At 71.5% G+C, this 22,486-nt stretch carries 19 protein-coding genes; 9 read left to right on the top strand and 10 right to left on the bottom strand.

The annotated features are described in order from the left end of the window. Positions 1–547: DUF6982 domain-containing protein (locus tag D7W81_RS14260; RefSeq protein WP_438503360.1), on the top strand; the 547-nt coding region annotated here is incomplete at its 5' end. A 111-nt stretch (positions 548–658) separates the two neighbouring features. On the opposite strand, the gene D7W81_RS14255 is transcribed toward D7W81_RS14260, so the two are convergent. Both D7W81_RS14255 and D7W81_RS14250 read right to left on the bottom strand, forming a co-directional pair. Beyond that, positions 659–1,285: a YceI family protein gene (locus D7W81_RS14255; protein WP_120555917.1), complete on the bottom strand. Its 627-nt coding sequence runs from the start codon at positions 1,283–1,285 to the stop codon at positions 659–661. Between the two features lie 34 nt (positions 1,286–1,319). Continuing rightward, the gene (locus D7W81_RS14250) at positions 1,320–2,195 is read right to left on the bottom strand and encodes a dioxygenase family protein (RefSeq protein WP_120555916.1); all 876 of its coding nucleotides are present in this window, start codon (positions 2,193–2,195) and stop codon (positions 1,320–1,322) included. Between the two features lie 144 nt (positions 2,196–2,339). On the opposite strand from D7W81_RS14250, the gene D7W81_RS14245 reads away from it, so the two are divergent. Beyond that, positions 2,340–3,980 carry a sigma-54-dependent Fis family transcriptional regulator gene (locus tag D7W81_RS14245; RefSeq protein ID WP_120555915.1) on the top strand — a complete coding sequence of 547 codons (1,641 nt, stop codon included), beginning with the start codon at positions 2,340–2,342 and terminating at the stop codon, positions 3,978–3,980. Positions 3,981–4,001: 21 nt separating this feature from the next. Here the strand turns inward: D7W81_RS14245 and D7W81_RS14240 are convergent, their stop codons facing one another. The 7 genes from D7W81_RS14240 to D7W81_RS14210 form a co-directional block, all read right to left on the bottom strand. After that, positions 4,002–4,733, bottom strand: a complete 732-nt coding sequence (locus D7W81_RS14240; RefSeq protein WP_120555914.1) for a DUF1751 domain-containing protein — start codon at positions 4,731–4,733, stop codon at positions 4,002–4,004. A gap of 132 nt (positions 4,734–4,865) precedes the next feature. Next, positions 4,866–5,063 (bottom strand): hypothetical protein, encoded by a 198-nt coding sequence (locus D7W81_RS14235; RefSeq protein ID WP_120555913.1) that lies wholly within the window; start codon positions 5,061–5,063, stop codon positions 4,866–4,868. Positions 5,064–5,249: 186 nt separating this feature from the next. After that, positions 5,250–5,465 (bottom strand): hypothetical protein, encoded by a 216-nt coding sequence (locus D7W81_RS14230; RefSeq protein ID WP_014399195.1) that lies wholly within the window; start codon positions 5,463–5,465, stop codon positions 5,250–5,252. Between the two features lie 54 nt (positions 5,466–5,519). Further along, entirely contained in the window at positions 5,520–6,716 is a 1,197-nt protein-coding gene (locus D7W81_RS14225) for an acetyl-CoA C-acetyltransferase (protein ID WP_120555912.1), read from the bottom strand. Between the two features lie 76 nt (positions 6,717–6,792). Further along, positions 6,793–7,443, bottom strand: a complete 651-nt coding sequence (locus D7W81_RS14220; RefSeq protein WP_120555911.1) for a hypothetical protein — start codon at positions 7,441–7,443, stop codon at positions 6,793–6,795. Then, a complete protein-coding gene (locus D7W81_RS14215; protein ID WP_120555910.1) occupies positions 7,440–8,117 on the bottom strand; it encodes a 2-hydroxychromene-2-carboxylate isomerase in 678 nt (225 codons plus the stop codon). The genes D7W81_RS14220 and D7W81_RS14215 overlap by 4 nt, the downstream gene beginning before the upstream one ends. 28 nt (positions 8,118–8,145) lie before the next feature. Next, on the bottom strand, positions 8,146–11,796 hold the full coding sequence (locus tag D7W81_RS14210) for a serine/threonine-protein kinase (protein WP_120555909.1): 3,651 nt from the start codon (positions 11,794–11,796) through the stop codon (positions 8,146–8,148). A 343-nt stretch (positions 11,797–12,139) separates the two neighbouring features. Here D7W81_RS14210 and D7W81_RS14205 point away from each other — a divergent pair, with 343 nt between their 5' ends. The 7 genes from D7W81_RS14205 to D7W81_RS14175 all read left to right on the top strand — a co-directional run bounded on the left by D7W81_RS14205 (position 12,140) and on the right by D7W81_RS14175 (position 18,584). Further along, positions 12,140–12,805 (top strand): S1 family peptidase, encoded by a 666-nt coding sequence (locus tag D7W81_RS14205; protein WP_120555908.1) that lies wholly within the window; start codon positions 12,140–12,142, stop codon positions 12,803–12,805. Positions 12,806–12,926: 121 nt separating this feature from the next. Continuing rightward, complete coding sequence (locus D7W81_RS14200) at positions 12,927–13,211, top strand: hypothetical protein (protein ID WP_120555907.1); 285 nt, start codon at positions 12,927–12,929, stop codon at positions 13,209–13,211. 149 nt (positions 13,212–13,360) lie between these two features. Then, the gene (locus tag D7W81_RS14195; RefSeq protein ID WP_120555906.1) at positions 13,361–13,759 is read left to right on the top strand and encodes a response regulator; all 399 of its coding nucleotides are present in this window, start codon (positions 13,361–13,363) and stop codon (positions 13,757–13,759) included. Positions 13,760–13,901: 142 nt separating this feature from the next. After that, the gene (gene pruA, locus D7W81_RS14190) at positions 13,902–15,557 is read left to right on the top strand and encodes an L-glutamate gamma-semialdehyde dehydrogenase (protein ID WP_120555905.1); all 1,656 of its coding nucleotides are present in this window, start codon (positions 13,902–13,904) and stop codon (positions 15,555–15,557) included. 4 nt (positions 15,558–15,561) lie between these two features. Then, entirely contained in the window at positions 15,562–16,410 is an 849-nt protein-coding gene (locus tag D7W81_RS14185) for an aldose epimerase family protein (RefSeq protein ID WP_120555904.1), read from the top strand. Between the two features lie 60 nt (positions 16,411–16,470). Further along, positions 16,471–18,081 (top strand): sigma 54-interacting transcriptional regulator, encoded by a 1,611-nt coding sequence (locus D7W81_RS14180; RefSeq protein ID WP_120555903.1) that lies wholly within the window; start codon positions 16,471–16,473, stop codon positions 18,079–18,081. A 98-nt stretch (positions 18,082–18,179) separates the two neighbouring features. After that, positions 18,180–18,584 carry a hypothetical protein gene (locus D7W81_RS14175; protein ID WP_147445482.1) on the top strand — a complete coding sequence of 135 codons (405 nt, stop codon included), beginning with the start codon at positions 18,180–18,182 and terminating at the stop codon, positions 18,582–18,584. A gap of 4 nt (positions 18,585–18,588) precedes the next feature. Here the strand turns inward: D7W81_RS14175 and D7W81_RS14170 are convergent, their stop codons facing one another. Next, entirely contained in the window at positions 18,589–22,227 is a 3,639-nt protein-coding gene (locus D7W81_RS14170; RefSeq protein ID WP_120555901.1) for a serine/threonine-protein kinase, read from the bottom strand. Positions 22,228–22,486: the final 259 nt, after the last annotated feature.

The following is a 22,486-nucleotide window of genomic DNA, read 5'->3' as shown; positions in this document are numbered from 1 at the left end:
TTTTTTTCAAGCAGAATACGGCATACGAGAGCTGCGCATGTCTCGTGGGCTCGGAGATGTGTATAAGAAACAGCCCGTCGTCCCCGCGACCCCGGTCGCGACGGCCAACCACCTGCGCCCCATGGACGACACCCTCTTCGAAGTGCCGGGGGACGGCTTCACTGCCGCCACCAACTCCTTCGTGGAAGGCGAACACCGCGTCATCATCCACACCGTCGAAGGACAGGTGAAGCGCGGCACCATCCGCGACGCGGACCTCCTGGAGGACACCATCTCCCTGGAGCAGCAGAGCGGCTTCGCCCCGGAGCGCATCCCCGGCAAGCGCGTGAAGGCCATCTTCTTCATGCTCGCCGCGGGCGCGCGTCAGCCGCAGGCGGAGGGCTCGAAGATCCGCGTCACCTTCAACGACGGCCGCCAGGTGGCCGGCTTCTCCCAGGACTTCAAGGGCCCCACCCCGGGCTTCTTCGTCATCCCCGCTGACACCCGCACCAACACCGCGCGCATCTTCATCTACCGCGCCAGCGTGCAGGCCGTCGCCGAGGGCTGAGCGCCGAGGGGCCCCGGTCCATCCGCCGGAGCCCCCAAGGGCACAAAAAAAGAGGGGCCCCGGTCACCCGAGGCCCCTCTCTTCATTTCAATCCTTGGACGAAGACGAAGACTACTTCGTCTCCTTGGCCGCCGGCGCCGCCGCGTCGGCCTTCTTCGTGGTCTCCAGGTCCAGGGTGATGGTGATGTCGTCACCCACCGCCACGCCGCCGGCCTCCAGCGCCTTGTTCCAGACCAGGCCGAAGTCGCTGCGCTTGATCTTCGTGGTCGCCGTGGCGCCGCGGCGCACGTTGCCCCACGCGTCCTTCGTCTCCGCCGTCGGGCCTTCCACGGCCAGCACCACCGGCTTGGTCACGCCGTGCATGGTCAGGTCGCCCGTGACGTTGAGCTTGTCCTTGCCGGCCTTCGCGACCTTCGTGGACTTGAAGGTGATGGTCGGGAACTTCTCCACCTCGAAGAAGTCAGCGCTCTTCAGGTGCTCGTCGCGCTTGGGCTCGTTGGTGTTGATGGTCTTCGCGTCGATGGTCGCCTCGATGGTGGACTTGGTGATGTCCTTGTCATCCAGGTTGACGTTGCCCTTCACGTTGCTGAAGGCGCCGCGCACGTTGGACACCATCATGTGCTTCACGGCGAACTGCGCGCTGGAGTGCGACGAGTCGATCTCCCACGCGGACGCGAAGGCAAACGAGGGGGCGGCGACGGCGACCAGCGTGATGGCGGACTTGAGGGACAGCTTCATGGTGTGACTCCTTGGAGATTGCGGACTGCGAGGTTCAGGCGCGCAGCGCGAAGCTGCGCATGGACAAGGTTCCGTGATGGAAGCCCTCGAACACGGGGGTGACGCGGTCCTCGGGGAGGGCGGCTCCGAGGACGAAGTAGATGGGCAACCAATGCTCGGGCGATGGATGCGCGACCCGCGCATTCGGTGCATCCATCCATGACTGAATCCCATTGAAGTCACGTGCGGCAAGTTTTCCGGCGACCCACGCATCGAACTCGGCGGCCCATGGCTCGACGGACGCCGCCTTGGATCTGAAATTCACCCGGCGCAGGTTGTGCACCACCCCGCCGCTGCCCATGAGCAGCACGCCCTCCGCGCGCAGCGGCCGCAGCGCCTCACCCATGCGCGCCACCTGCGCGGGCGTCGCGTCCGCCGGCAGCGCCACCTGCAACACGGGCACGCGCGCCTCCGGGAACGCATGCCGCAAGGGCACCCAGACGCCGTGATCTAGGCCGCGCTCGCCGTCCGCCACCGCGGGCACACCCGCCGAGGACAGCCGCGCCACCACATCCTTCGCCAATGAAGGAGCGCCAGGCGGTGCGTAGCGCAGCCGGTACATCTCCTCCGGGAAGCCGTGGAAGTCGTAGACGAGCGGCGGAGCGGCCATCGCGGTGACGTGCACGCGCGCGTCCGTCTCCCAGTGCGCGGACACCACCACCAGTGCCTTCACCGGGCCCGCGCCGTCACCGAAGTGCTTGAGCGCCTGCGGATACTCATCCGCGTCCAGCGCCGTCATGGGCGAGCCGTGCGACACGAACAGGGCCGGCGCCACCTGCCGGGCGGCCGAGGGTCCGGCGCCCATCACCCCCGCCATCCCGGCGGCCGCCACCCCCTGCAGCACCTCGCGTCTGTCCACCCCGGAAGCCATCGTGGCGCCTTCTACTGCAACCCCAGGACCAGCGCACCCAACAAGGCAACCCATTGAAACCACGAGGTTTTAAATTCCAGCCCTGTCAAACGGCTCTCATATTGATAGAGAAGCACCTCAGTCTGAACGACACCGGGAGACACCGTGGCGGGTCTGGAAGGGTTGGACTTGAGGGAGCTGCTCGCGTTGGAGCCGAAGGGCGGGGTCATCCGCTTCGCCGGGCAGCGGGCGCTCTTGATGGATCCGGTGGCGCTGGGGCTCCTGCGCAAGGAGCTCATCGGGATGCTGGGGATGACGGCCGCGCGCGGCATCTTCACGCGGCTGGGCTACGCGCACGGCTGGCGCACCGCGGAGGCGATGAAGTCCGCGGTGCCGTGGACGGACGAAGCGGAGTGGCGCCGCGCGGGCGGCCGGCTGCACACGCTGATGGGCCAGGTGCGCGTGGAGCGCATCGAGCGCACGGACAAGGACGGCCCGGAGCCCTTCGCGGAAGCCCAGTGGCGCGACTCCTATGAAGCCGAGCAGCACCTGCTCCACCTGGGACAGGCCGAAGAGCCCGTGTGCTGGAGCCTCACCGGCTTCGCGTCCGGGTACATGAGCTACTGCAACAACAAACCCATCTACTGCGCGGAGCTCAAGTGCGTGGGCAAGGGCGACGCGCTCTGCCACATCGTGGGCCGCCCCGAGGAGGAGTGGAGCACCGAGTGCACGGAGTTCCTGCGCTTCTATGAAACGCAGTGCATGGAGGGCGTGCTCGGACAGGTGACGGAGGCGCTGCGGCAGGCGGAGCGCAAGCTGCGCGCGAAGCGGCAGTCGCTGGCGCGCGTGTCCGGCGTGACGGAGGACCCGGCCGGCATGGTGGCCCGCGCGGAGGCCATGCAGCGCGTGCTCAACCTGGCGCGGCGCTCGGCCAAGGTGGACACCACCATCCTCGTCACCGGGGAGAGCGGCGTGGGCAAGGAGCGCATCGCCCGGCTCATCCATGACGAGTCCGGCCGCGCGCACAAGGCCTTCATCGCCGTGAACTGCGCCGCGGTGACGGAGAGCCTGCTGGAGAGCGAGCTGTTCGGCCACGCGAAGGGCGCCTTCACCGGCGCCACGCACGACCGGCCCGGCCTCTTCGAAGCCGCGCACGGCGGCACCCTCTTCCTGGATGAGGTGGGGGAGGTGCCTCCCGCCATGCAGGCGAAGCTCTTGCGCGTCCTCCAGGAGCGCGAGGTGCGCCGCGTGGGGGAGAACCTCAGCCGCAAGGTGGACGTGCGCGTGGTGGCCGCCACCAACCGCGACCTGTCCGAGGAGGTCCGCCTGAGCCGCTTCCGCCAGGACCTCTTCTACCGGCTGCGCGTCATCGAGCTGCGCATCCCGCCCCTGCGCGAGCGCAAGGAGGACATCCTCCCCCTGGCGCGGCTGCTGCTGGCGGAGGCCGGCGAGCGCCTGGGCCGGCGCGTGAACGGGCTGTCCCCGGACGCGGCGGATCAGTTCCTGCGCTACCCGTGGCCGGGCAACGTGCGCGAGCTGGGCAACGCGATTGAGCGCGCGGTGGTGCTGTGCGAGGGCCCGCGCGTGGAGCGCGACGACCTGCCGGAAGAGGTACGCGCCGCGCCGCCCTCCCTGGCGCCCACCAGCAACCCGCGCCGGCTGGAGGACATGGAGAAGGAGTACATCCTCGCGGTGCTGGCGCAGAACGGCGGCAACCGCTCACGCACCGCGGAGCAGTTGGACATCGGGGTGGCCACGCTCTACCGGAAGCTCAAGCAGTACGGCCACCCGGAGGCCGCGCACTGAGGGCGCGGCCCCGGGGCCATTTCAGTTGAGGAACTGGTCGCGGTCCGGCGGGCGGTCGCGGTCCACCACGCGCAGGTGCTTGGAGCGGTCCCGCAGCTGCCGCTGCAGGCGCCAGTGCTGCAGCTGGAGCATCAGCCGCTTGGGGCTCGCGCCGCGCACGTACGCGAAGACGAGCACCAGGCTGATGAGCTCCGGCGCCAGCACCTGCCAGGCCGGCGCGGTGAGCAGCCGCAGCAGGGTGAAGCCCGCGCCAATGGCCGCGAACCAGTTGCCCGTGAGCGGGATGCCCCAGAAGTTCGTCTGCCCCCGGCCAATCACCAGGCCGTAGGCCACCCACAGCACCGTCGTCATCACCGTGCCGCCGGCGTAGAGGCTCGCCATGGGAATCACGAGCGACAGCAGCACCGTGATGAAGCCCGCGAGCACCGTGATGCCCACCGACGCCATCAGCAGGCGCCTGGAGCCCCAGGTGGACTCCAGGAAGCCGCCGATGGACCAGATGATGATGCCGCCGAAGACGATGCCCAGCGGGTCCGTGGCCACGAACGCGTAGGTGAACGGCTGCCACACGCGCAGGGACAGCACGTCCCGCGGGTTGAGCAGCAGCAGCACGCCCTGCCCGCGCTGGGTCGCCAGGAACAGGGCGGAGAACGCCACCAGCGCTACCGCCAGCTTGGCGGCCATCGAATCCAGGCCCGGGAAGCCGCCGCCGAAACCGCCGCCGCCCCGGTTGAAGCCCCGCATGGGTCGCATAGAGGCCCAAAGGTGGTGGAACACCGCCCGGTCCGCAACCCCAAATCCAGAAACGATGAAGGGCGCCCCACCCGGGTGTCACCCGGGAGAAGCGCCCTCGCATCCCACGCCTTCTCTACCCTGCCGGGGCCGTCAGACCTTGTGGCGGTAGAAGAGCGTGATGGTCAGACAGTGAAACTCCTTGTCCGAGGACTGCGTGACGATCTTGTCCACGACCTCCAGCGAGGAGTTCTCCTTCAGCCACTTGGTGATGTTCTCGCCCATGTTCTCGCGGTCTCGCGCGAGCGTGGTGGAGAACACCTTGACTCCCGTGAAGCTGATAACGGCCATTCCAACCCTCGTGTCACCAGAGATTACAAATGTTTACCCCGAGTCGCGGGCGCCATCAAGAAACGGGCCCGACAATCCGGCTCCGGAAGGCGTTCCGTCCCCCGGGATGCCCTGACGGGCGGGGGGCCGCCCACCGTCCACCCGCCGACAGTGCGGCGGGAGGCGGGGGGACGGCCCCGGCTTCCTTCAGCGGCCGGCGGCGGCGCGGCGGGCCTGACAGGTGACCTCGTCCTTGCAGGCGGGACCGATGCCCTCCGGGTGGGCCGTCAGCGGCGTCTTGTCGCTCTCCTCCACGCCGCACACCACGCAGCGGCGCTTGCGGTTGCGGCGCTCGGCACGGCGCTGCTCGGCGATGGCCTTGGCCCGCTCGCGGGCCGTCTTCGCGTCCACCTCGTTGCTCATCTCACGTCCCGTCCGGAAGTCGTCTGCCCCGTACCCCGTCGCCACCCGGCGCGCCTAGAGCGCCTCGACCAGCACGGCGATGCCCTGGCCGCCACCGATGCAGGCGGACCCGATACCATAGCGGGCGCCCCGGCGCTTCAGCTCGTACGCGAGCGTCATGGTGATGCGCGCCCCGGAGGCCCCCAGCGGGTGGCCCACGGCGATGGCGCCGCCGTTGACGTTGGTGGCGTCGCGTGGCAGGCCCAGCTCCTTCTCCACCGCCAGGTACTGGGGCGCGAAGGCCTCGTTGACCTCGAAGAGGTCCACGTCCGTCAGCTTCGCGTCCGCGCGCTTGAGCAGGTTGCGGATGGCCGGCGCGGGGCCAATGCCCATGATTTTCGGGTCGCAGCCGGACACGCCCCAGTTGACCAGCCGCGCCACGGGCTTCAGGCCGTGCTTCTCCACGAAGCTGCGCGTGGCCATCACCATGGAGCCCGCGCCGTCGCAGATGCCGCTGGCCGCGCCCGCGTGCACCACGCCGTCCTTCTTGAACACCTTGGGCAGCTTGCGCAGCCCCTCCACCGTGGTCTCCGGACGGTTGTGCTCGTCCTTGAAAACCACCGTGTCGCCCTTCTTGCCCTTGAGCGTCACCGGCGCGATTTCATCCGCCAGCCGGCCGGACTCCTGGGCCGCGGCGAAGCGCTTCTGGGTGAGGACCGCGTACCCGTCCACGTCGTCCTGGGTGAGGCCGTAGTCCACCGCCAGCTGCTCGGCGGTGAGCGCCATGGCCTGGCCGGTGTAGCTGTCCGTGAGGGCCGTCCAGAGCATGTCCTCCAGGCCGCCCTTGCCCAGGGGCAGGCCCCAGCGCGCGCCCCGGATGACGTGGGGCGCCTGGCTCATGGACTCCGTGCCGCCCGCGAGGACGGCCTCCGCGCCGCCCGTCAGCATCATCTCCGCGGCCGTGACGAAGGCCTGGAAGCCGGAGCCGCACAGCCGGTTGACGCCCAGCGCGGGCACCGGCACCGGCACGCCCGTGCGCAGGCCCACGTGGCGCGGCAGGTAGATGGCGTCCGAGCTCGTCTGGACGACGTTGCCGTACACCACGTGCTCGATGAGCTCCGGGGAGACGCCCGCCTGGGCCAGGGCCGCCTTCGCGGACTCCACGGCCAGGTCGGTGGCGCTCAGGTCCTTGAGGCTGCCACCGTAGGTACCGAACGGGGTGCGCTTGCCGGACAGGAAGTAGATTTCCTCATTCTTGGACACGCTCTTCATGGTGCTCGTCTCCCTACTCTTCCGGGGCGCGCGGTGCACGCATGACGTGACGCTTAAAAAAGCGTCCAGGGGGCCGTCAGCCCGCGCGCCGTCCCAGGAAGGCGCTGGCGACGATGGCAAGCGCGATGGCCGTCCACAACAGCCCCTGCAGGTTCTGGCGGCGGATTTCCTTGCGCCCCAGACCGGCGTACCAGGCCCGGGCCACCTGGACGCGCCCCTCCCAGGTGAAGCCCTCCGGGCCCGCCGGGTCCAACCCCTCGAGCCGTCGCACATGCGCGCGCAACAGGCGCTCCGGTGCGGCGTCCTCCAGGTACCCGGAGCGGTAGCCGGGGAGGTCCAGCGCGGGGCGCCGGTAGCTGGCGGTGATGACGAAGCCCCCGGCGGCCAGGGGCGTCAGCAGGTAGAGCCGGGGCAACAGGTCGCTCCCTTCGTACAGGGTGGCGAAGACGCGCTCGCCCGGGTGCGCCCAGTCGTAGGAGCGGGTGGCCTTCTGGAGGAGCGGCTTCTCCTCGTGGCTGCCCAGCGGCGTGAAGCCCAGCGCCTGGAGCTGGCCCGCCAGGGGGTCCAGGGCTTCCGGCAGGTCCATCTGGTCCGCGGGGGCCTCCGGCTCCACCCGGACGGTGTGGGGAAAGAGGTAGAGGACCGCGCGCCAGAAGTTGAGGAACAGGAGCACGCCGGCGAGCACCAGCCCCGCGACGGCCACCCCCAGCTGCCCGAGCACGTTCACGGGCGGGGCTTTCCTTCCGGGCGCCGGTTCGCGGTGGCGGGCAGGTCCTTCCAGCGCGCCAGGTCCCCGGGGGTGAGCGGGTCGCGGCCTTCCAGGTAGCGCTCCAGGTGGCCCAGCGAGTCCACGCCCCAGAACATCTCGTCGTCCACCAGCACGGACGGCACGCCGAAGGCGCCCTGCGCCAGCGCGGCCTCCGTGTTGTGGCGCACGCGGTCCTTCACCTCCGGCAGCTGGGCCCGGGCGAGCAATGCCCGCGCGTCGAAGCCCGCGTCCGTCAGCACCGCGCCCACCTGCTCCGGCGTCTCGATGCCCCGGCCCTGGCCCCACGCGGCGGAGTAGAGCGCGGTGGTGAGCCTCGTGCGCTCCGCCACGTCGTCCACGGCGGCCGTCACGCGCAGGGACAACAGCGGGTTGAACGGGTGCGAGGGCGGCAGCGTGAAGGGCGCGCCCTGCTCATGCGCGATGCGGAAGGTCTGCTTGAAGACGTAGACGCGCTTGGCGGGAATCTCCGCCGGGCCAATGGAGCCTACTGCGTTGAGCATCCCCGCGAGCAGCACCGGCACGGGCTCCAGCTCCCTGCCGTGCCGCGCCGCGATGGCGGGCATGCGGAGCCAGGCGAGGTAGGCGTACGGGGACAGGTAGTCCAGGCAGAAGCGCAGGGGGGAGGAGGCCATGGGGGCCATCCTAAGCACGACGGGGCCGTCAGGCGCTCTGCTTCACGTCCTCCAGCTGGCGCGACAGCGGGCCGCGCAGCGACTGGGCGAGCAGTTGCAGGTGCGTGGCCCGGGCGGTGGTGAAGGCCCGCTCGGCGATCTCCAGCTCGAGCATCACCTCTTCCGGGTGGGCGTGCCGCTCCGCGTGCTGAAGGTAGACGAGCCCCATCTGGAGCACGTTGCCGGTGGACTCCGCCAGCAGGCGCGCGTGGCGCAGGTGCGCGTCCCCCTCCTCCCGGGACACCAGCGGCGCCAGGGCGCGGCGGGCCAGGATTTCATCCCAGGGGTTGGCGAAGCGGGGGTCCAGGGCGCGCGCGAGCGCGGCTTCGGCGGCGGCGAGCGCGGCGGGCAGCCGGCCCTGGTCGCGTTCGAAGCGCGACTGGTACACGCGCACCAGCGTCTCCATGCGCAGGCCCCCCTTCTGCGCGGCCTCCAGGGCGCGGGGCAGCGACTCGCGCGCGGCGCCCGCGTCCTCGAAGAGTACGTCGCGGCACGCCTGGTACACCTGCACGTGCGCGCGCAGCCAGCGGTCCTCGGGCAGCACGCGCGCGAGCGCCTCGCCGCGCGACACCACGGCCGCCACGAGCTCGTGCTCGCCGCGCTCCAGGTAGTACGGCGGCGTGAAGAGGGCCAGGTTGCGCTCCATCAACCGGGGGCTGCCCAGCCGCCGGATGAGCTCCGTCTTCTGCGCGAGCGCGGACGCGAACGCGGCGCCATCCCCGGTGAAGGCCGCGCGCGCCACCTGCGCGAAGAGGTGGTAGGCGCGCACGTCGGTGAAGCCCTGGCTTTCCGCCAGGTGCAGCCCGTCCTTCAGCAGCGCTTCGTCCAGCGGCTCGCCGCGCAGGGCCAGGTTCACGTTGAGCAGGTAGCCGCCCATGCCCAGCGCCCACGCCAGCCGCCGGGGCGGACGCCCCACCGCGTCGCGGAACTCGCGCAGCCGCTGCACCTGCCTGCGCTGCTCCTCCACCCCACCCGCCCAGTGGCCGGTGTACGCGGTCAACGTGGAGCGGGCCACGGACAGCCCCGCCCGGTACGGCGAGTCCTCCGGGTGCTCGGCGGCCACGCGCGCGCTGAGCCCCTCCAGCGCGTCCGTGCGACCCAGGATGGCCAGCGCCATGCCCTGGAGGATCTCCAGCTCCGAGCGCTTCCAGAAGACGTCCACCGGCGTCATCCGCCCGTCCGCCGCCACCTCGCGGAAGAGCGGGATGAGCAGCTCCTCGCGCTCCGCGGGCGTGGCCGAGCGCGCGGACTCCAGGCGGGAGAGCGCCTCGCGCCGGCCCGACGCCACGTCCACCGTGGCCTCCCAGTGCGCGAAGAGGCGGTCCGCGTACGCCACCGACGTCGGCGGGTCGCTGGAGTAGCCCACCTCCACCAGCGACACCCAGGTGCGGAGCAGTTGCTCGGAGCGGCCCGGGTAGTCCGGCGCGGACTCCAGGAGCCCCGCCGCTTCCTTCAGGAGCAGCGTGGCCTCCAGCAGCGCCTCCGCCTCGATGGCGGCCTGTCCCGCCTGCAGCAGCGGCTGGATGGCCTCCGCGGGCGCGTCCGAGCGCGCGAAGTGCCAGCCCACCGCGCGCACCACGCCCGCGAGTCCGGAGGGCAGCGCCTGGAGCGCCCGCGCCACCTGGCCATGGTGCGCCCGGCGCTCCGCCTCCGGCGTGCTGTCGTAGACGGCCTGGTGCACGGTGTCGTGCGTGAAGACGTAGCGCCCCTCCACGTCCTGGAGGAACTGCCGCTCCACGATGCCGTCCAGCACGGCGAAAAGCTCCGCCTCCGGCAGGCCCGACAGCGCGCGCACCAGCGGCAGGTCCAGCATCCGGCCCGCGGGCGCCAGCTTGCGAAGCAGTGACACCTGCTCCGGCGGCGCGTTGGCCAGGCGCATCAGCACCGCCTCCTGGATGCTCCCCGGGAGCCTCCGCGTGCCCAGCCCCTCCTCCGCCTCCCACCGTCCGCCCACGCGCTTGAGCGCGCCCGCCTCCACCAGCATGCGCAGGCACTCGGTGGCGAAGAACGCGTTGCCGCCGGTGGTCTCGTGCAGCCGCTGCACGAAGCCCTCCGGCACGTCCAGCCCCGGCAGCACCAGCTCCACCAGCGTGGCCACGTGCTCCGCGGACAGGGGCTCCAGCTCCACGCGGGACGTGAGTTTCTCGTCCACCGTCTGGAACGCGAGGCTCAGGCGCGACAGCTCATGGGAGCGGAACGTGCCCACCACCATGCCGCGCGTGCCGTGCAGCGCGCGGATGAGGACGTTGAGCGCCTCCAGCGACGCGCTGTCCGCCCACTGCAGGTCCTCGAAGCACAGCACGAAGGACTGCCGTCCCCCCAGCGTGCGCGTCCACTCCGACAGCGCCTCGAAGAAGGCGGCCTTCTCGTCGGAGCCGTCGCGCGGCAGCTGCTCCTGCAGGTCGCCGTCGAGCACGTCCGGTGACATCAGGCGCGTGAGCGGCGCCTTCACCCGCTCCATCAATTCCGCGGGCGTGTGCGGCACCAGGGAGCGCAGGGCCTGGGCCACCGGCGCCAGCGGAGACAGCCCCTCCGCGCGGCACTGCCCCCGGCCGAAGGGCAGCTCCGCCAGCTTCGCCTGGAGCTCGAACTCCTGCAGTAGCCGCGTCTTGCCCACGCCCGCGGGCCCACCCACGAGCACCGCGCGCGACTGGCCCCAGTCCGCCTCCGCCAGGCCGTTCATCAGCCCTTCCAGCTCCGCCTCGCGCCCCACCACCTCCGGCACGTGCAGGTAGCTGGCGCGCGCGGACAGCGACTCCTCCGGCACGGGCTCGCCGCTGGCCTGGCAGAGCGCCTCCAGGAGCTCGCCCGCGTCCTGGAAGCGCTCGCGGGGGTCCTTCGCCATCAACAGGAGGATGATCTCCTCCAGCTGCGGATCCACCGGGCAGATGGTGGACGGGCGGGGCGCCGGACGCGTCAGGTGGTCCGCGAGCAGCACCGCGGGGCTCGCGCGCTTGAAGGGCAGCTTTCTCGTGGCCAGGTACCAGGCCATCACGCCCAGCGAGTACAGGTCCGCGCGGCCGTCGATGCTCGCGCCCCGCTGCCACTCCGGCGCCAGGTACTCCAGCGTGCCCTTCAGCTTGCCGGGACTGGGCGTGCCCAGCTGGTGCATCACGCCGAAGTCCATCAGCTTCACCGCGCCGGACTCGGTGATGCGCACGTTGCTGGCCTTGATGTCGCAGTGCACGTACAGGCGCGAGTGGATGAACGCCAGCACCTGCGCCATCTGGATCAACACGCGATACAGCGTGCGCGTGTCCAGCGGCGCGTCGTGCACCAGCGAGCTCAGGTCCTTGCCGCCCACGACCTCCATCGTGATGAAGCGGTTGCCGGCCTCCGTCATGCCCCAGTCGAAGACCTTGAGCGTGGACGGGTGCTGCAGCTTCTTCATCGCGAAGAACTCGTGCCGGAACAGCAGCACCAGCTCCTCCACCTTCGCCGCGGACAGCTCCGAGGGGACGTGCATCTCCTTGAGCGCCACGCGCCGGCGCTCCTGCAGGTCGTCCGCCAGCCAGATGCGGCCCATGCCGCCTTCGCCCAGCAGCGACTCCACGCGGTAGCGCCCGGTGACGATGACGCCCGGAGTGAGCGAGCGCCGCTCCCCGTCGCCCGAACCCGGCAAGGTGATGGGCGTACGCATCCGCTCCCCCCACGTGCTCGGAGGGCGGGTGCGCTCATCCAGTACCGTTGTCTTCTCGTCGTCGCTCACGAGCCAAAGGGGCTGGCCCATCCAGGCCAGGGTCCAGAATCCAGACGTCGAAGGAATAGCACGTTTCAGTGACACCGCCTCCGGGACATCCGAGCAGGTGCACCCTCTGCTCCTGATCCCTGTTTCACCGTCTCGCTGGAAGAAAGCCTGTTCCCGCCGCCAGGACGCCTGCTGGGGAGCCGCCTCCACGCCCGCACCCCGGCCCCACCCGGACGCATGCACACCCTTCTTCCAACCCGTGGGCCCGTCGCCCGGGGGAGGAGGGGGAAGCGGCATGCGTGCATGGAAGTGGGGCGGCACCACGGTGGCACTCGCGGCCGTGACGGCCTGGATGGCCTGCGGCCAGTCCGCGACCGGAGAAGCCGAAGGACTGGAGAAAGCCGAGGCGGCGACGGTGACGCTGGGCGACGGCCACTGCGCGGGCGTGGTGGTGGGCCAGGGCCGACACGTCCTCACCGCGGCCCACTGCGTCCGGCTGGAAGCGGGCGAGGAGCGGACGAACTTCGAGGACGGCCGGCAGCTCCAGGGGCGCTACGTGTTCGTGGATCGCGGCCGGGACATGGCCGTGCTGGAGCTGGAGGCGAAGGCACCCGTGGCCCCGCTGGAGGTCTCCGAAGGGCTGCCCATCCCCGGCGCCATGCTTGTCTTCACCGGACGCCACGACCGGCCCGGAGCGCCGCAGCGGGTGATGGTGGAGCGCTGGGGCCGCTGCCCGTCGCTGCCGGACGTGCCCACCGCGCTCTTCACCACGATGCACGGCGTGCCCGGCGACTCCGGCGCGCCGCTGGTGGACGAGCAATTGCGCGTGGTGGGCCTGGTGCATGGCGGCGCGCGGTGCAGCATCGCCGCGCCCACCGGGGACGTGGCGCCGGAGATCCAACGGCTGTCGCAAGAGGACGCGCAGCCCCTGGCCCAGCGGCCCGCCGCCCCGGCGCGCTGACGCATCCGGACAGCGCACCCCGCCCTGCCCACACCTGGGCGGCCGGGCAGGCGGCCTCCGTACGGGCCGTCGTTGCCCGCCCCCCGGGGCGCGTCCCACCTTTCTCTCGGAGGTGACACCCATGGCTTCGGACAAGGACTCCAAGAACTTCCAACCGCGCAACCGGGGGCAGATGGAGGACGCGCTGGACCGCGGCGCCGCCGAGCTGGCCCACGAGCGCTCCCGGGCCGCGGCCCAGGAGGACGTCAATCCCAGCCCCCTGGAGGAGACGCGCTGGGAGGCGGAGGTGGAGCGCGGCGCGGAGTGGCAGGACGAAGAGGTGCCCGAGCGCGAGGCGCGGGGCGACGAGGAACCGGACTCCGAGGTTTCCCGGCGGGGGCTCGTGAACCCGCCGCCTGAGAGTTAGGCGCGTTGACGGCAAACCCGTGAGGTGGAGGCTTTCGTGAATTCTCACGGGTGAAGGGGGACCTCTTGCCCGGTGCGCACGGCGGGGGGATGCTGTGCCCGCCGTTCCCCCTTGCCGTACGCCGTTGCCGCCCCAGGAGTCGATGCACCGTGAAGCCCAAGGTCCTCATCGTGGAGAACTCCTGGACCATGCGCGAGACGCTTCGGCTGCTCTTGTCGGGTGAGTTCGACTGCGCGGTGGCGGCGGATGGAGAGACGGGGCTCGCGAACGCGCTGACGCAGCCGCCGGACGTGCTCCTGTCGGACGTGAACATGGAGGGCATCGACGGCTACGAGCTGTGCCGCCGCGTGCGCGCCGAGCCCGCCCTGGCGCACCTGCCGGTGGTGTTCGTCAGCGGCTACGCGCCGCGCACGGACCTGGAGCCCGGACAGCCCCAGCCGGACGCGTACCTCGTCAAGCCCGTGAAGCCGCCCTACCTCATCGCGCAGCTGCATGCCGTGCTGCAGCGCGCGCGGGGCACCAGCGCCAAGGCCGTGGGCGAGGGCTGAGCCGGACGTACGCCGGGCATGCCGCTTGACGCGCGGGGGCTCTGTCTCGGCGCGGACGCCCCACGCTTCTGTCACTGACCTGGGACATCGGGAGGGCTATACCTTGCCCGAACCTTTCCTCCTCTCGTCCCGAGGTCCTCGCGTGCTCAACGCCACCCCCCGCGTCCCGGCTCCCAAGAACGAGCCCGTCCTCTCCTACGCCCCCGGCACCCCGGAGCGCGCGGAGCTGCAGTCCACCGTCAAGCGCATGAGCGGGGAGCGCATCGAGATTCCCGTCGTCATCGGCGGCAAGCACGTGAAGTCCGGCAAGACGGACACGGTGCGCATGCCGCACCGGCACCAGCACGTGCTGGCCACCCTGCACGAGGCCGACGCGGGCCACGTGGAGCAGGCCATCCAGAACGCCATGAGCGTGAAGGAGGACTGGGCGCGGATGCCCTTCCACGCGCGCGCGGCCATCTTCCTGCGCGCCGCGGAGCTGCTCACCACGCGCTACCGCCCGCTGCTCAACGCGTCCTCCATGCTGGGCCAGTCCAAGACGGCGCACCAGGCGGAGATCGACGCGTCGTGCGAGCTCATCGACTTCCTCCGCTACAACGTCCACTTCGCGCAGCAGATTCTCGCCATCCAGCCGGAGAGCTCCGCGCAGACGTGGAACATGACGGACTACCGGCCGCTGGACGGGTTCGTCTTCGCCATCGCGCCGTTCAACTTCACCTCCATCGCGCTGAACCTCTGCCTGTCGCCCGCGCTGATGGGCAACGTGGTGCTGTGGAAGCCCTCCTCCACGCAGGCCCTGAGCGCGTGGTACAGCCTGGAGCTGATGCGCGAGGCGGGCCTGCCCGACGGCGTCATCAACATGCTGCCCGGTGACGGCCCCACGGTGGGCAACCCCGTGCTGGCCAGCCCCCACCTGGGCGGCATCCACTTCACCGGCTCCACGCCCACGTTCAACAACCTGTGGAAGACGGTGGGAGAGAACATCGGCCGCTACAAGCAGTACCCGCGGCTGGTGGGTGAGACGGGCGGCAAGGACTTCATCTTCGCGCACCCGTCCGCGGCGGACGACCTGGAGGCGCTCGCGGTGGCCATCGTGCGCGGCGGCTACGAGTACCAGGGCCAGAAGTGCAGCGCGGCCAGCCGCGTCTACGTGCCGGAGTCCCTGTGGCCCAAGCTGAAGCCGCGGCTCCAGGCGCTCATCTCTGAAATCAAGATGGGCGACGTGGCGGACTTCCGGAACTTCATGGGCGCGGTCATCGACGAGCGCTCGTTCAAGAAGGTGTCCTCGTACATCGAGCTGGCGAAGTCCGGCGGCGAGGCCTCCATCGTCGCGGGCGGCGGCACGGACAAGAGCGAGGGTTATTTCGTGCAGCCCACGCTGGTGCAGTGCACCAACCCGCGCCACCGCATCATGACGGAGGAGATCTTCGCGCCGCTCGTGGGCGTGTACGTCTACCCGGACGCGAAGTTCGAGGAGACGATGAAGGAGTGCGACCAGTCCGCGGCGTACGCGCTGACGGGCGCCATCTTCGCGCGCGACCGCAAGGCCATCGAGCAGATGATGAGCGGCCTGCGCGGCGCGGCGGGCAACTTCTACATCAACGACAAGCCCACGGGCGCGGTGGTGGGCCAGCAGCCCTTCGGCGGCAGCCGGGCTTCGGGCACCAACGACAAGTCCGGGTCGATGATCAACCTGTTCCGTTGGAGCAGCCCGCGCACCATCAAGGAGAACTTCGCGCCGCCGGTGAAGGTCCCCTACCCGTTCATGGACAGCGACCCGAAGGAAGGGGCCATCTAGTTCCATGAGCGGACCGTTCCCGGGCATCGCGGGGCTGGACACCTACGCGCTGGAGGACGGCGGCTGCCGCGTGGAAGTCATTCCCACGCGCGGCGCGCTCGTCACGCGCATGGCGGTGGACGGCGAGGACGTGCTCTATCTGGACGAGAGCACCGTCGCCGACCTCACGAAGAGCGTGCGCGGGGGCATCCCCGTGCTCTTTCCCAACGCCGGCCCCCTGCCCGGGGACACGTATCCGGCGGACCGCAAGGCGTACTCACTGCCGCAGCACGGCTTCGCGCGGAAGCTGCCGTGGACGGTGCGCCAGGCGGAAGAGTCCCTGCTGGTGCTGGGGCTCACGTCGTCGGAGGAGACGCTGCGCCAGTACCCGTGGGCCTTCGACGCGCAGCTGGCGTTCTCGCTCGCGGGCCGCCGGCTCACGCTGGACTTCGATTTGGAGAACCGGGACACGCGGCCCCTGCCGCTGCACCTGGGCTACCACCCGTACTTCCGCGTGCCTCAAGGACAGAAGGCGCAGGCGCGCGTGGAGACGGACGCCACGCACGCGTGGGACAACCGCGCGAAGCACGAGGTGCCCTTCACCGGCCTGGACCTCACCGCGCAGGAGGTGGACATGCACCTGCGTGACCACTCCGCGCCGGGCACGGTGCTGGAGCGGGGCCCCGGCCTGTCCCCCGTGAAGCTGTCGTGGAGCGGGGAGTTCCGCATGCTCGTCGTGTGGACGCTCACGGGGAAGGACTTCGTCTGCGTGGAGCCGTGGACGGCCGCCGCCGGGGCGCTGGCCACCGGCGAGGGGCTGATTCACGTGGCCCCGGGTGAACGCGTGTCGCTCGCGTTCGACATCGAGGCGTGAGCCGACACGGCCGCCTGGCCTTTTCACGGACGTGCGCGTGAAAGGGATAAGCTGGGAGGGATGGCGCTTCCTGGCACTGGAGACCTTCCCCGCCCCGTGGCGACAGCGGATCTATCCACGGCCAACGCCTCGCAGCTGCGGGGCCCGGTTTCCACGTCGCGCTCCCTCCCGGCGTTGACCCTGGTGTCGCATCCCACGGCCCTCCGCGTCGGGGAGCGGCTGCTGCTGCACGGGCTTCCTACCGGCCGGGAGGTCCTGCTCTCCCGCAACGCTCCGGACTTCACCCGTCCCGGCGAGCCCCTGGGGCTGCCCCTGGGCGATCCGTTCATGAGCCGCAAGCCCCTGCGGTTCATCCCCGCCGGCGAGGGCATCCGCGTCGTTCCCGACCGGGCGGGGCACTGCACCTGCGCGGGCGAGCCGCTCCAGGGCGGGCGCGAGTTCGGCCCCGAGGCGCTGGCGCGGGGCGTTCCGCTGGAGTTCTCCGGGCGGGTGGTGGTGCTGCTGCACCGGGTCCCCTCCTCCGAAACGGAGCCGCCGTCCCCGCTGGGCATGGTGGGCGGGAGCGCCTCGCTCCAGGGCGTGCGCCGGCACATCGAGCGCGTGGCCGACCTGGACGTGCCCGTGCTCATCCGGGGCGAGACGGGGACGGGCAAGGAGCTGGTGGCCCGGGCCCTCCATGCGCGCGGCCGCCGGCAGGGCCCCTTCGTCAGCGTCAACCTGGGCGCCATCTCCAAGGAACTGGCGGCCGCGGAACTCTTCGGCAGCGTCCGGGGGGCCTTCACCGGAGCCCAGCGCGACCGCGAGGGCTACTTCCAGGCGGCCGAGGGCGGCACCCTCTTCCTCGACGAGGTGGGCGAGGCCTCGCCCGAAGTGCAGGTCATGCTCCTGCGGGTGCTGGAGACGGGGGAACTGTACCCGGTGGGGGCCAGCAGGCCCGTGACGACGAAGGTCCGCCTCGTCACCGCCACGGACGCGGACCTGGAGGCGCGGATCGCGGAGGGGAGCTTCCGGGCCCCGCTCCTCCACCGGCTGGCCGGCTACGAGCTGCGGCTGCCGCCCCTGCGCGAGCGCCGGGAGGACATTGGCCCGTTGTTCCTCCACTTCGCCCACCAGGAGCTGGCGGCGCTGGGGGAAGCCCACCACCTCGCCCCGAGCGATCCCCACGCCCCACCATGGCTGCCCGCGGCCCTGGCGGTGCGACTGCTCCTGCACCCCTGGCCAGGGAACATCCGCCAGTTGCGCAATGTGGCCCGGCAGCTCGTCATCGGCGGCCGGGGCCAGCCCTGCCTGGAGCCCGACGCGCCCCTTCCGCAGGAGCCCCCGCGCCCCGTGACATCGTCCGCCGCGCCATCCCCGTCCGAGCATGACGGCGCCGCGCGCCGCAGGTCCACGGAGGTGGGCGGCCAGGAATTGCTCGCGGCGTTGCGCGCGCACGCCTGGGACGTCCGGCGGGCCGCCCAGCACCTGGGGATCGCCCGCTCCTCCCTCTACGACCTCATCGAGCGCAGCCCCGGCCTCCGCCTGGCCGGCGACCTGAGCGAGGAGGAGATCACCCGCTGCTTCCATGCGTGCCAGGGAAACCTGGAGGAGATGGTGAAGCGCCTGGAGGTCTCCGGACGCGCCCTGCGCCGGCGCCTCCGCGAGCTGGGGCTGGGTCCAAAATCGCCCTGAGGGCGCGGCGGGGAGGACCGAAGCCATCCGTCTGGCATTGTGCTTGAATAGACATGCGCGTCCCGGAAGCCTTCCGGGGCACGACCCCAGAGCCACCCATGCCCCTGCAACCGTTGCCCGCGGCCGACATCACCTTGGACCTCACGTCCCTCAATCCCATCCGCGGCCACACCTTCAAATTCTTCGACTGCTCGTCTGCGCCTCTGACCGTCACGATCGACGTGATGGTCGCCAAGAACTTCCAGCCCCCCAGCTACACCATGACGCCCCGGGACCTCCATTTCCCCGTCGACGCCGGTTCGGGAACCGCCCTGCCTGACGGGGGGAAAAAGTATCGCTTCAACCTGGTGCTTCCGTCTCCCCAGCCGGAAAGGAGCACGTCGTATACCTTTGAGTTCAACTCCCAGCCCGCCATCGCCTCGCTGGGCAGGCCCGTGCCCGACGATTCCCCCAGACTTTCCTCCGGAACCATCGAGGTCTCCGGCGGTCCGATGTACCCGTAGACGCTCAGGGCGAGGCGCCCAGGCGACGCGCGACGGCGAGCGGACCGCTCCATTCATGGACGAGGTTGGGATTGCGCGCGAGGGCTTCGGTCAGCTCCCGCAGGGCCGAAAGCCGCAGGGAGCGCGCGTCCTCGGGACGGGCGCGCCGCGCCTCCTTCAGTCGCAGCGTGGCCCGCAGCGCCCGCGCGACGGGCAGGTCGGGCCGTGTCTTCAGGACCTGCTCCGAAAGCTCCAGCCCCCGCTGGAGCCACCGGCCGTCCCGCGGGCCCGTCTGCCCCAGCGGCTCGAGCCCGCGCAGGTAGAAGAGGCCGGCCTCCAGGCGGTAGTCCAGCTCCTCCGGCGCCAGCGTGAGGGCCTTCTCGAAGCAGCGTGCCGCCTCCTCCAGGTCCCCGGTCGGCGGTGACCGTCGTCGCGACCTCCAGCGGGCCTGGAGTTCCCGGACCTTGCCGAGCTGGAGCCAGGGCTCCGCGTCCTCGGGGTTCTTGTCCAGCGCGGCCTGGAGTTCTCCCAGGGCGAGCGCGAGCTCGGGCCCGGGGTCCCGCCCCCGCTCCCGTTCGAAGCGGGCCTGGAGGACGTACACGGTGCCCGCGAGGCCCCGGAGCCAGGTGGCGCCCGGCATCCGCTCGCGCCCCTGGCCCAGGACCTTCAGGGCCTCGCGCCCCGCGGCCCGGGGGTCCTCGCCGCGCTCGATCAGGTACTGGCCGCGCCGCAGGAGCAGGGCGCCCAGGTTGGCGTAGGCGAAGCCCTGGCCCGGCGCGACCGCGATGGCCTGCTCGAAGCAGGCCCGGGCCTCGTCGAGCACGGGATGGGGGTCCGCCCCCTGGGCCCAGAGCTCCTCGGCCCGCAGGAGCAGCGCCACGCCCCGGCCGTTGTGGAGGTGGGGGATCCGCGGGTTGATGGCGAGCCCCCGCTGGTACTGCTCCAGGGCCTGGTCCAGCTCGGGGCCCGGGGCCTCCCCGCGGCTGCGCTTCCTGCGGGCCAACTGCTCGTGGACCTGGCCCTCGTAGAAGTACGGCACCACGTGCTGGGGGTTGAGGGCCCGTGCCCGCTCCAGCGCCTCTGCGGCCTGTCCCAGGTCCTGCTCCGCCCGGGGGTTGCGTGGCAGCGAGGCCCGGGCGAAGAGCGCGCTGCCCAGGTTGATCCAGTCCTCTGGAACGCGCGGGTCGCGCGCGATGGCCGCCTCGTAGGCGTGGATGGCCTGGTCCCGGTGGCCCCGCGAGTCCGCCCCCAGCGAGTCCTCGTAGTCCGCCCACGTCTTGAAGACGAGCCCGAAGTCACCATGGTAGGCGCGGTCCCGCTCGGCCTCGGGGATGCGCTCGAACAGCGCGGCGGCCTGACCGAGCAGCTCGCGCGGGTCCTCGCCCCGTTCGATGCGGTAGCGCGCCTGGAGCCACGTGGCACGCGCCAGCGTGAGCGTGGCCTCCATCCCGGTGGGCGCCACCGCCAGGGCGCGCCGGGCGGCCTCGAGCGCCTTCTCCAGGGTCTGGTTGCCCTCGGCGCCCTGGGTGAGCTGGTGCTCGGCCAGGCGGTGGTGCACGCGCGCCAGGCGGAGGAGGCACGCGGTGTCGTCCGGCAGGACGATGAGGCAGCGCGAGAGGGCGTCCAGGGCCCGGTGGTAGGAGGGCTGGACGTCGCCCTTCCCATACAGCTCCATCACCATCGCCGCGAGCTCCAGCCCGGCCTGGGCGCGGTACACGGCGGGCTCGCTCTCCGCGGTGGCCGCGGCGGCGGCATAGGCCTGCCGCCCCGCCTCGAAGTCCTTCCGGGCCCCCTCCAGGTCGCCGCCGTTCCAGCGCCCGAAGGCCCGCGCCTCGAGGATGTCTCCCCGCAGCAGGGGCACCTCGTGGAACCAGGGCTGTCCGCGGCCGGCGCCCTCCAGCAGGCGGAGGGCCTCGTCGGAGCGGCCATCATAGAAGGCCACCCGCGCCGCCACGTACTCCGCCGAGGCCACCTGGGCGCCCTCGCTGCGCTTGAGCCATGCGAGCGCAGGCTCCCGGTACAGCCGCTCCGCGTCGCGCGTCGCGGCCTCCCGCTGCTCCGGCGTGCGCAGCCGCTGTGCCTCCACCAGCTGCTGCTGGTAGCGCCGTCCGCTCGCCAGGGCCAGCGCGTACGCGACCCGGGGTGACTGGAAGCCCTGGTCCCAGGCAGCCTGGAGCAACCCGAGCGCCCGCGCCTCGTCCCCCAGCGCCAGGTGGCCGCGGCCCAGCGCGTATTGCCCGGGGCCCAGCGCCTCGGGGCCGGCCTGCTTCACCTCGGCCTCCAGGCCGGCCAGGCGCGCCTGGAGGTCCCGGCGGTCCTCGCGCACGTCATGCAGGCGCGAGAGCGCGGAGGAATGGGCCCGGGACTCGATGACCTCCACCTGCTCGGTGAAGCGCTGCACCCACCGCTCGCGCGCGGCGGCCTCCCGGCGGCCCCAGGCGCCCCAGCCCAGCGCCACCGTCACGGCGAGCAGCGCGGCGGCCCCCAGGGAGGTCCGCGCCCAGTGCTTGCGCAGCCGTTTGCGCAGCGCATAGCCCACCCCGGCGCGGGCCCGCACGGGCTCTCCCGCGAGGAAGCGCTCCAGGTCCTCCGCCAGGGCGCGCGCCGAGTCGTAGCGGTCCGCGCGCGCCTTCTCCAGGCACTTGAGCGTGATGGCCTCCAGGTCCGCCGGCAGTCCGGGGACGAGCTGGCGCGGCGCCTTCGGCTCCTCGGTGGCGATGTGGCTGAGCACCTCCAGGCCGTTGGCGCCTGGGATGGGGACCTCTCCGGTGAGGAGAAAGTAGAGCGTGGCGCCCAGGCTGTAGATGTCCGCGCGGCGGTCCAGGCCGCGCACCTCGCCGCGGGCCTGCTCCGGAGCCATGAAGTGGGGCGTGCCCATCACCGCCCCGGAGGCCGTGATGGAACCATGGAGTTCGCGCGCCAGCCCGAAGTCCATCACGTAGGGACGCAGGCTCCCCTCCCCGCCGCGCTCGACCAGGATGTTGGAGGGCTTGAGGTCCCGGTGGATGAGCCCCACGCGGTGGGCCTCGTGCACCCCCAGGGCTGCCTCGCGCAGCACCAGGGCCTTCTGCTCGACGGTGAGCGAGCGCACCAGCGCGCCCAGCGGCTCGCCGTCGATGTATTGCATGGCGATGAAGACCCGGCCCTCGACGTGGCCGACTTCGTACACCTGGCACACGCGCTCGTGCTTCACCCGTGCCTGGGCACGGGCCTCGGCGACGAAGCGGTGGGTGAGCGCCGGGTCCTCGTCCCGGACGAACTTGAGGGCCACGTGCCGGTGCAGCCGCGGATCCCACGCAAGGAACACGCGCCCCATTCCGCCCTGCCCGAGGAACCGCTGGGGCTGGTAGCGCTCCCAGCCGGGAAGCGGGAAGGCCTGGGCCTCGGGCGGCCGCGGAGCCGGCGGAGTTCCTCCCGCGTCAGGATGGATCGTGCGGGTCTCCTCTGCGTCGGGCCCCATCGCGAGAGGAGGGGATGGCGCGGCGGGGGGCGTGCCCCGCAGCGAGGCCAGCGTCTCCTCGGAGATGACACCCCGCTCCCGAAGCAACTCCAGCGGGCCGCGCCCCAGCCGCGCCGCCTCCTCCCGCAGGACCCGGGCCTCGTCCCGGCCCACGAGCCCTTCGTTGATGGCGAGCCAGAGTTCCGTCTCGAAGTCGCGATCCATGGGAGGGCGTGGCCTGGGAATCCGGGCTGACGGAGGCCGAGTATGGCGTCCCCACCGAAGTGACAGGAAGGGGGGCCACACGGCTGCCGACTGTCGCCGACTGTCGCCGACCGTGGCGTGACGGCGGCGACGGGCCCTGCACGGGCCCCGCTCCGGGGAGACACGCCGTGCGCGGGGGTGGCGCGCCGTTTGCTCATGGACAGATGCGTGGGCGAACCCGCCCACGTCATGGCCGGAACCACCGGCCAGGGGGAAGACA

The organism is Corallococcus aberystwythensis, from assembly GCF_003612165.1.
Classification (GTDB): Bacteria; Myxococcota; Myxococcia; order Myxococcales; family Myxococcaceae; genus Corallococcus; species Corallococcus aberystwythensis.
The sequence above is the reverse complement of the archived record's forward strand: the minus strand, read 5'-3'. Positions and strand labels throughout refer to the sequence as shown.

Coding starts and splice junctions, on each gene's coding strand:
- D7W81_RS14255 (WP_120555917.1), bottom strand. CDS start 1,285: ATGAAGCTGTCCCTCAAGTCCGCCATCACGCTGGTCGCCGTCGCCGCC.
- D7W81_RS14250 (WP_120555916.1), bottom strand. CDS start 2,195: ATGGCTTCCGGGGTGGACAGACGCGAGGTGCTGCAGGGGGTGGCGGCC.
- D7W81_RS14240 (WP_120555914.1), bottom strand. CDS start 4,733: ATGCGACCCATGCGGGGCTTCAACCGGGGCGGCGGCGGTTTCGGCGGC.
- D7W81_RS14235 (WP_120555913.1), bottom strand. CDS start 5,063: ATGGCCGTTATCAGCTTCACGGGAGTCAAGGTGTTCTCCACCACGCTC.
- D7W81_RS14230 (WP_014399195.1), bottom strand. CDS start 5,465: ATGAGCAACGAGGTGGACGCGAAGACGGCCCGCGAGCGGGCCAAGGCC.
- D7W81_RS14225 (WP_120555912.1), bottom strand. CDS start 6,716: ATGAAGAGCGTGTCCAAGAATGAGGAAATCTACTTCCTGTCCGGCAAG.
- D7W81_RS14215 (WP_120555910.1), bottom strand. CDS start 8,117: ATGGCCTCCTCCCCCCTGCGCTTCTGCCTGGACTACCTGTCCCCGTAC.
- D7W81_RS14210 (WP_120555909.1), bottom strand. CDS start 11,796: ATGCGTACGCCCATCACCTTGCCGGGTTCGGGCGACGGGGAGCGGCGC.
- D7W81_RS14205 (WP_120555908.1), top strand. CDS start 12,140: ATGCGTGCATGGAAGTGGGGCGGCACCACGGTGGCACTCGCGGCCGTG.
- D7W81_RS14200 (WP_120555907.1), top strand. CDS start 12,927: ATGGCTTCGGACAAGGACTCCAAGAACTTCCAACCGCGCAACCGGGGG.
- D7W81_RS14185 (WP_120555904.1), top strand. CDS start 15,562: ATGAGCGGACCGTTCCCGGGCATCGCGGGGCTGGACACCTACGCGCTG.
- D7W81_RS14180 (WP_120555903.1), top strand. CDS start 16,471: ATGGCGCTTCCTGGCACTGGAGACCTTCCCCGCCCCGTGGCGACAGCG.
- D7W81_RS14175 (WP_147445482.1), top strand. CDS start 18,180: ATGCCCCTGCAACCGTTGCCCGCGGCCGACATCACCTTGGACCTCACG.
- D7W81_RS14170 (WP_120555901.1), bottom strand. CDS start 22,227: ATGGATCGCGACTTCGAGACGGAACTCTGGCTCGCCATCAACGAAGGG.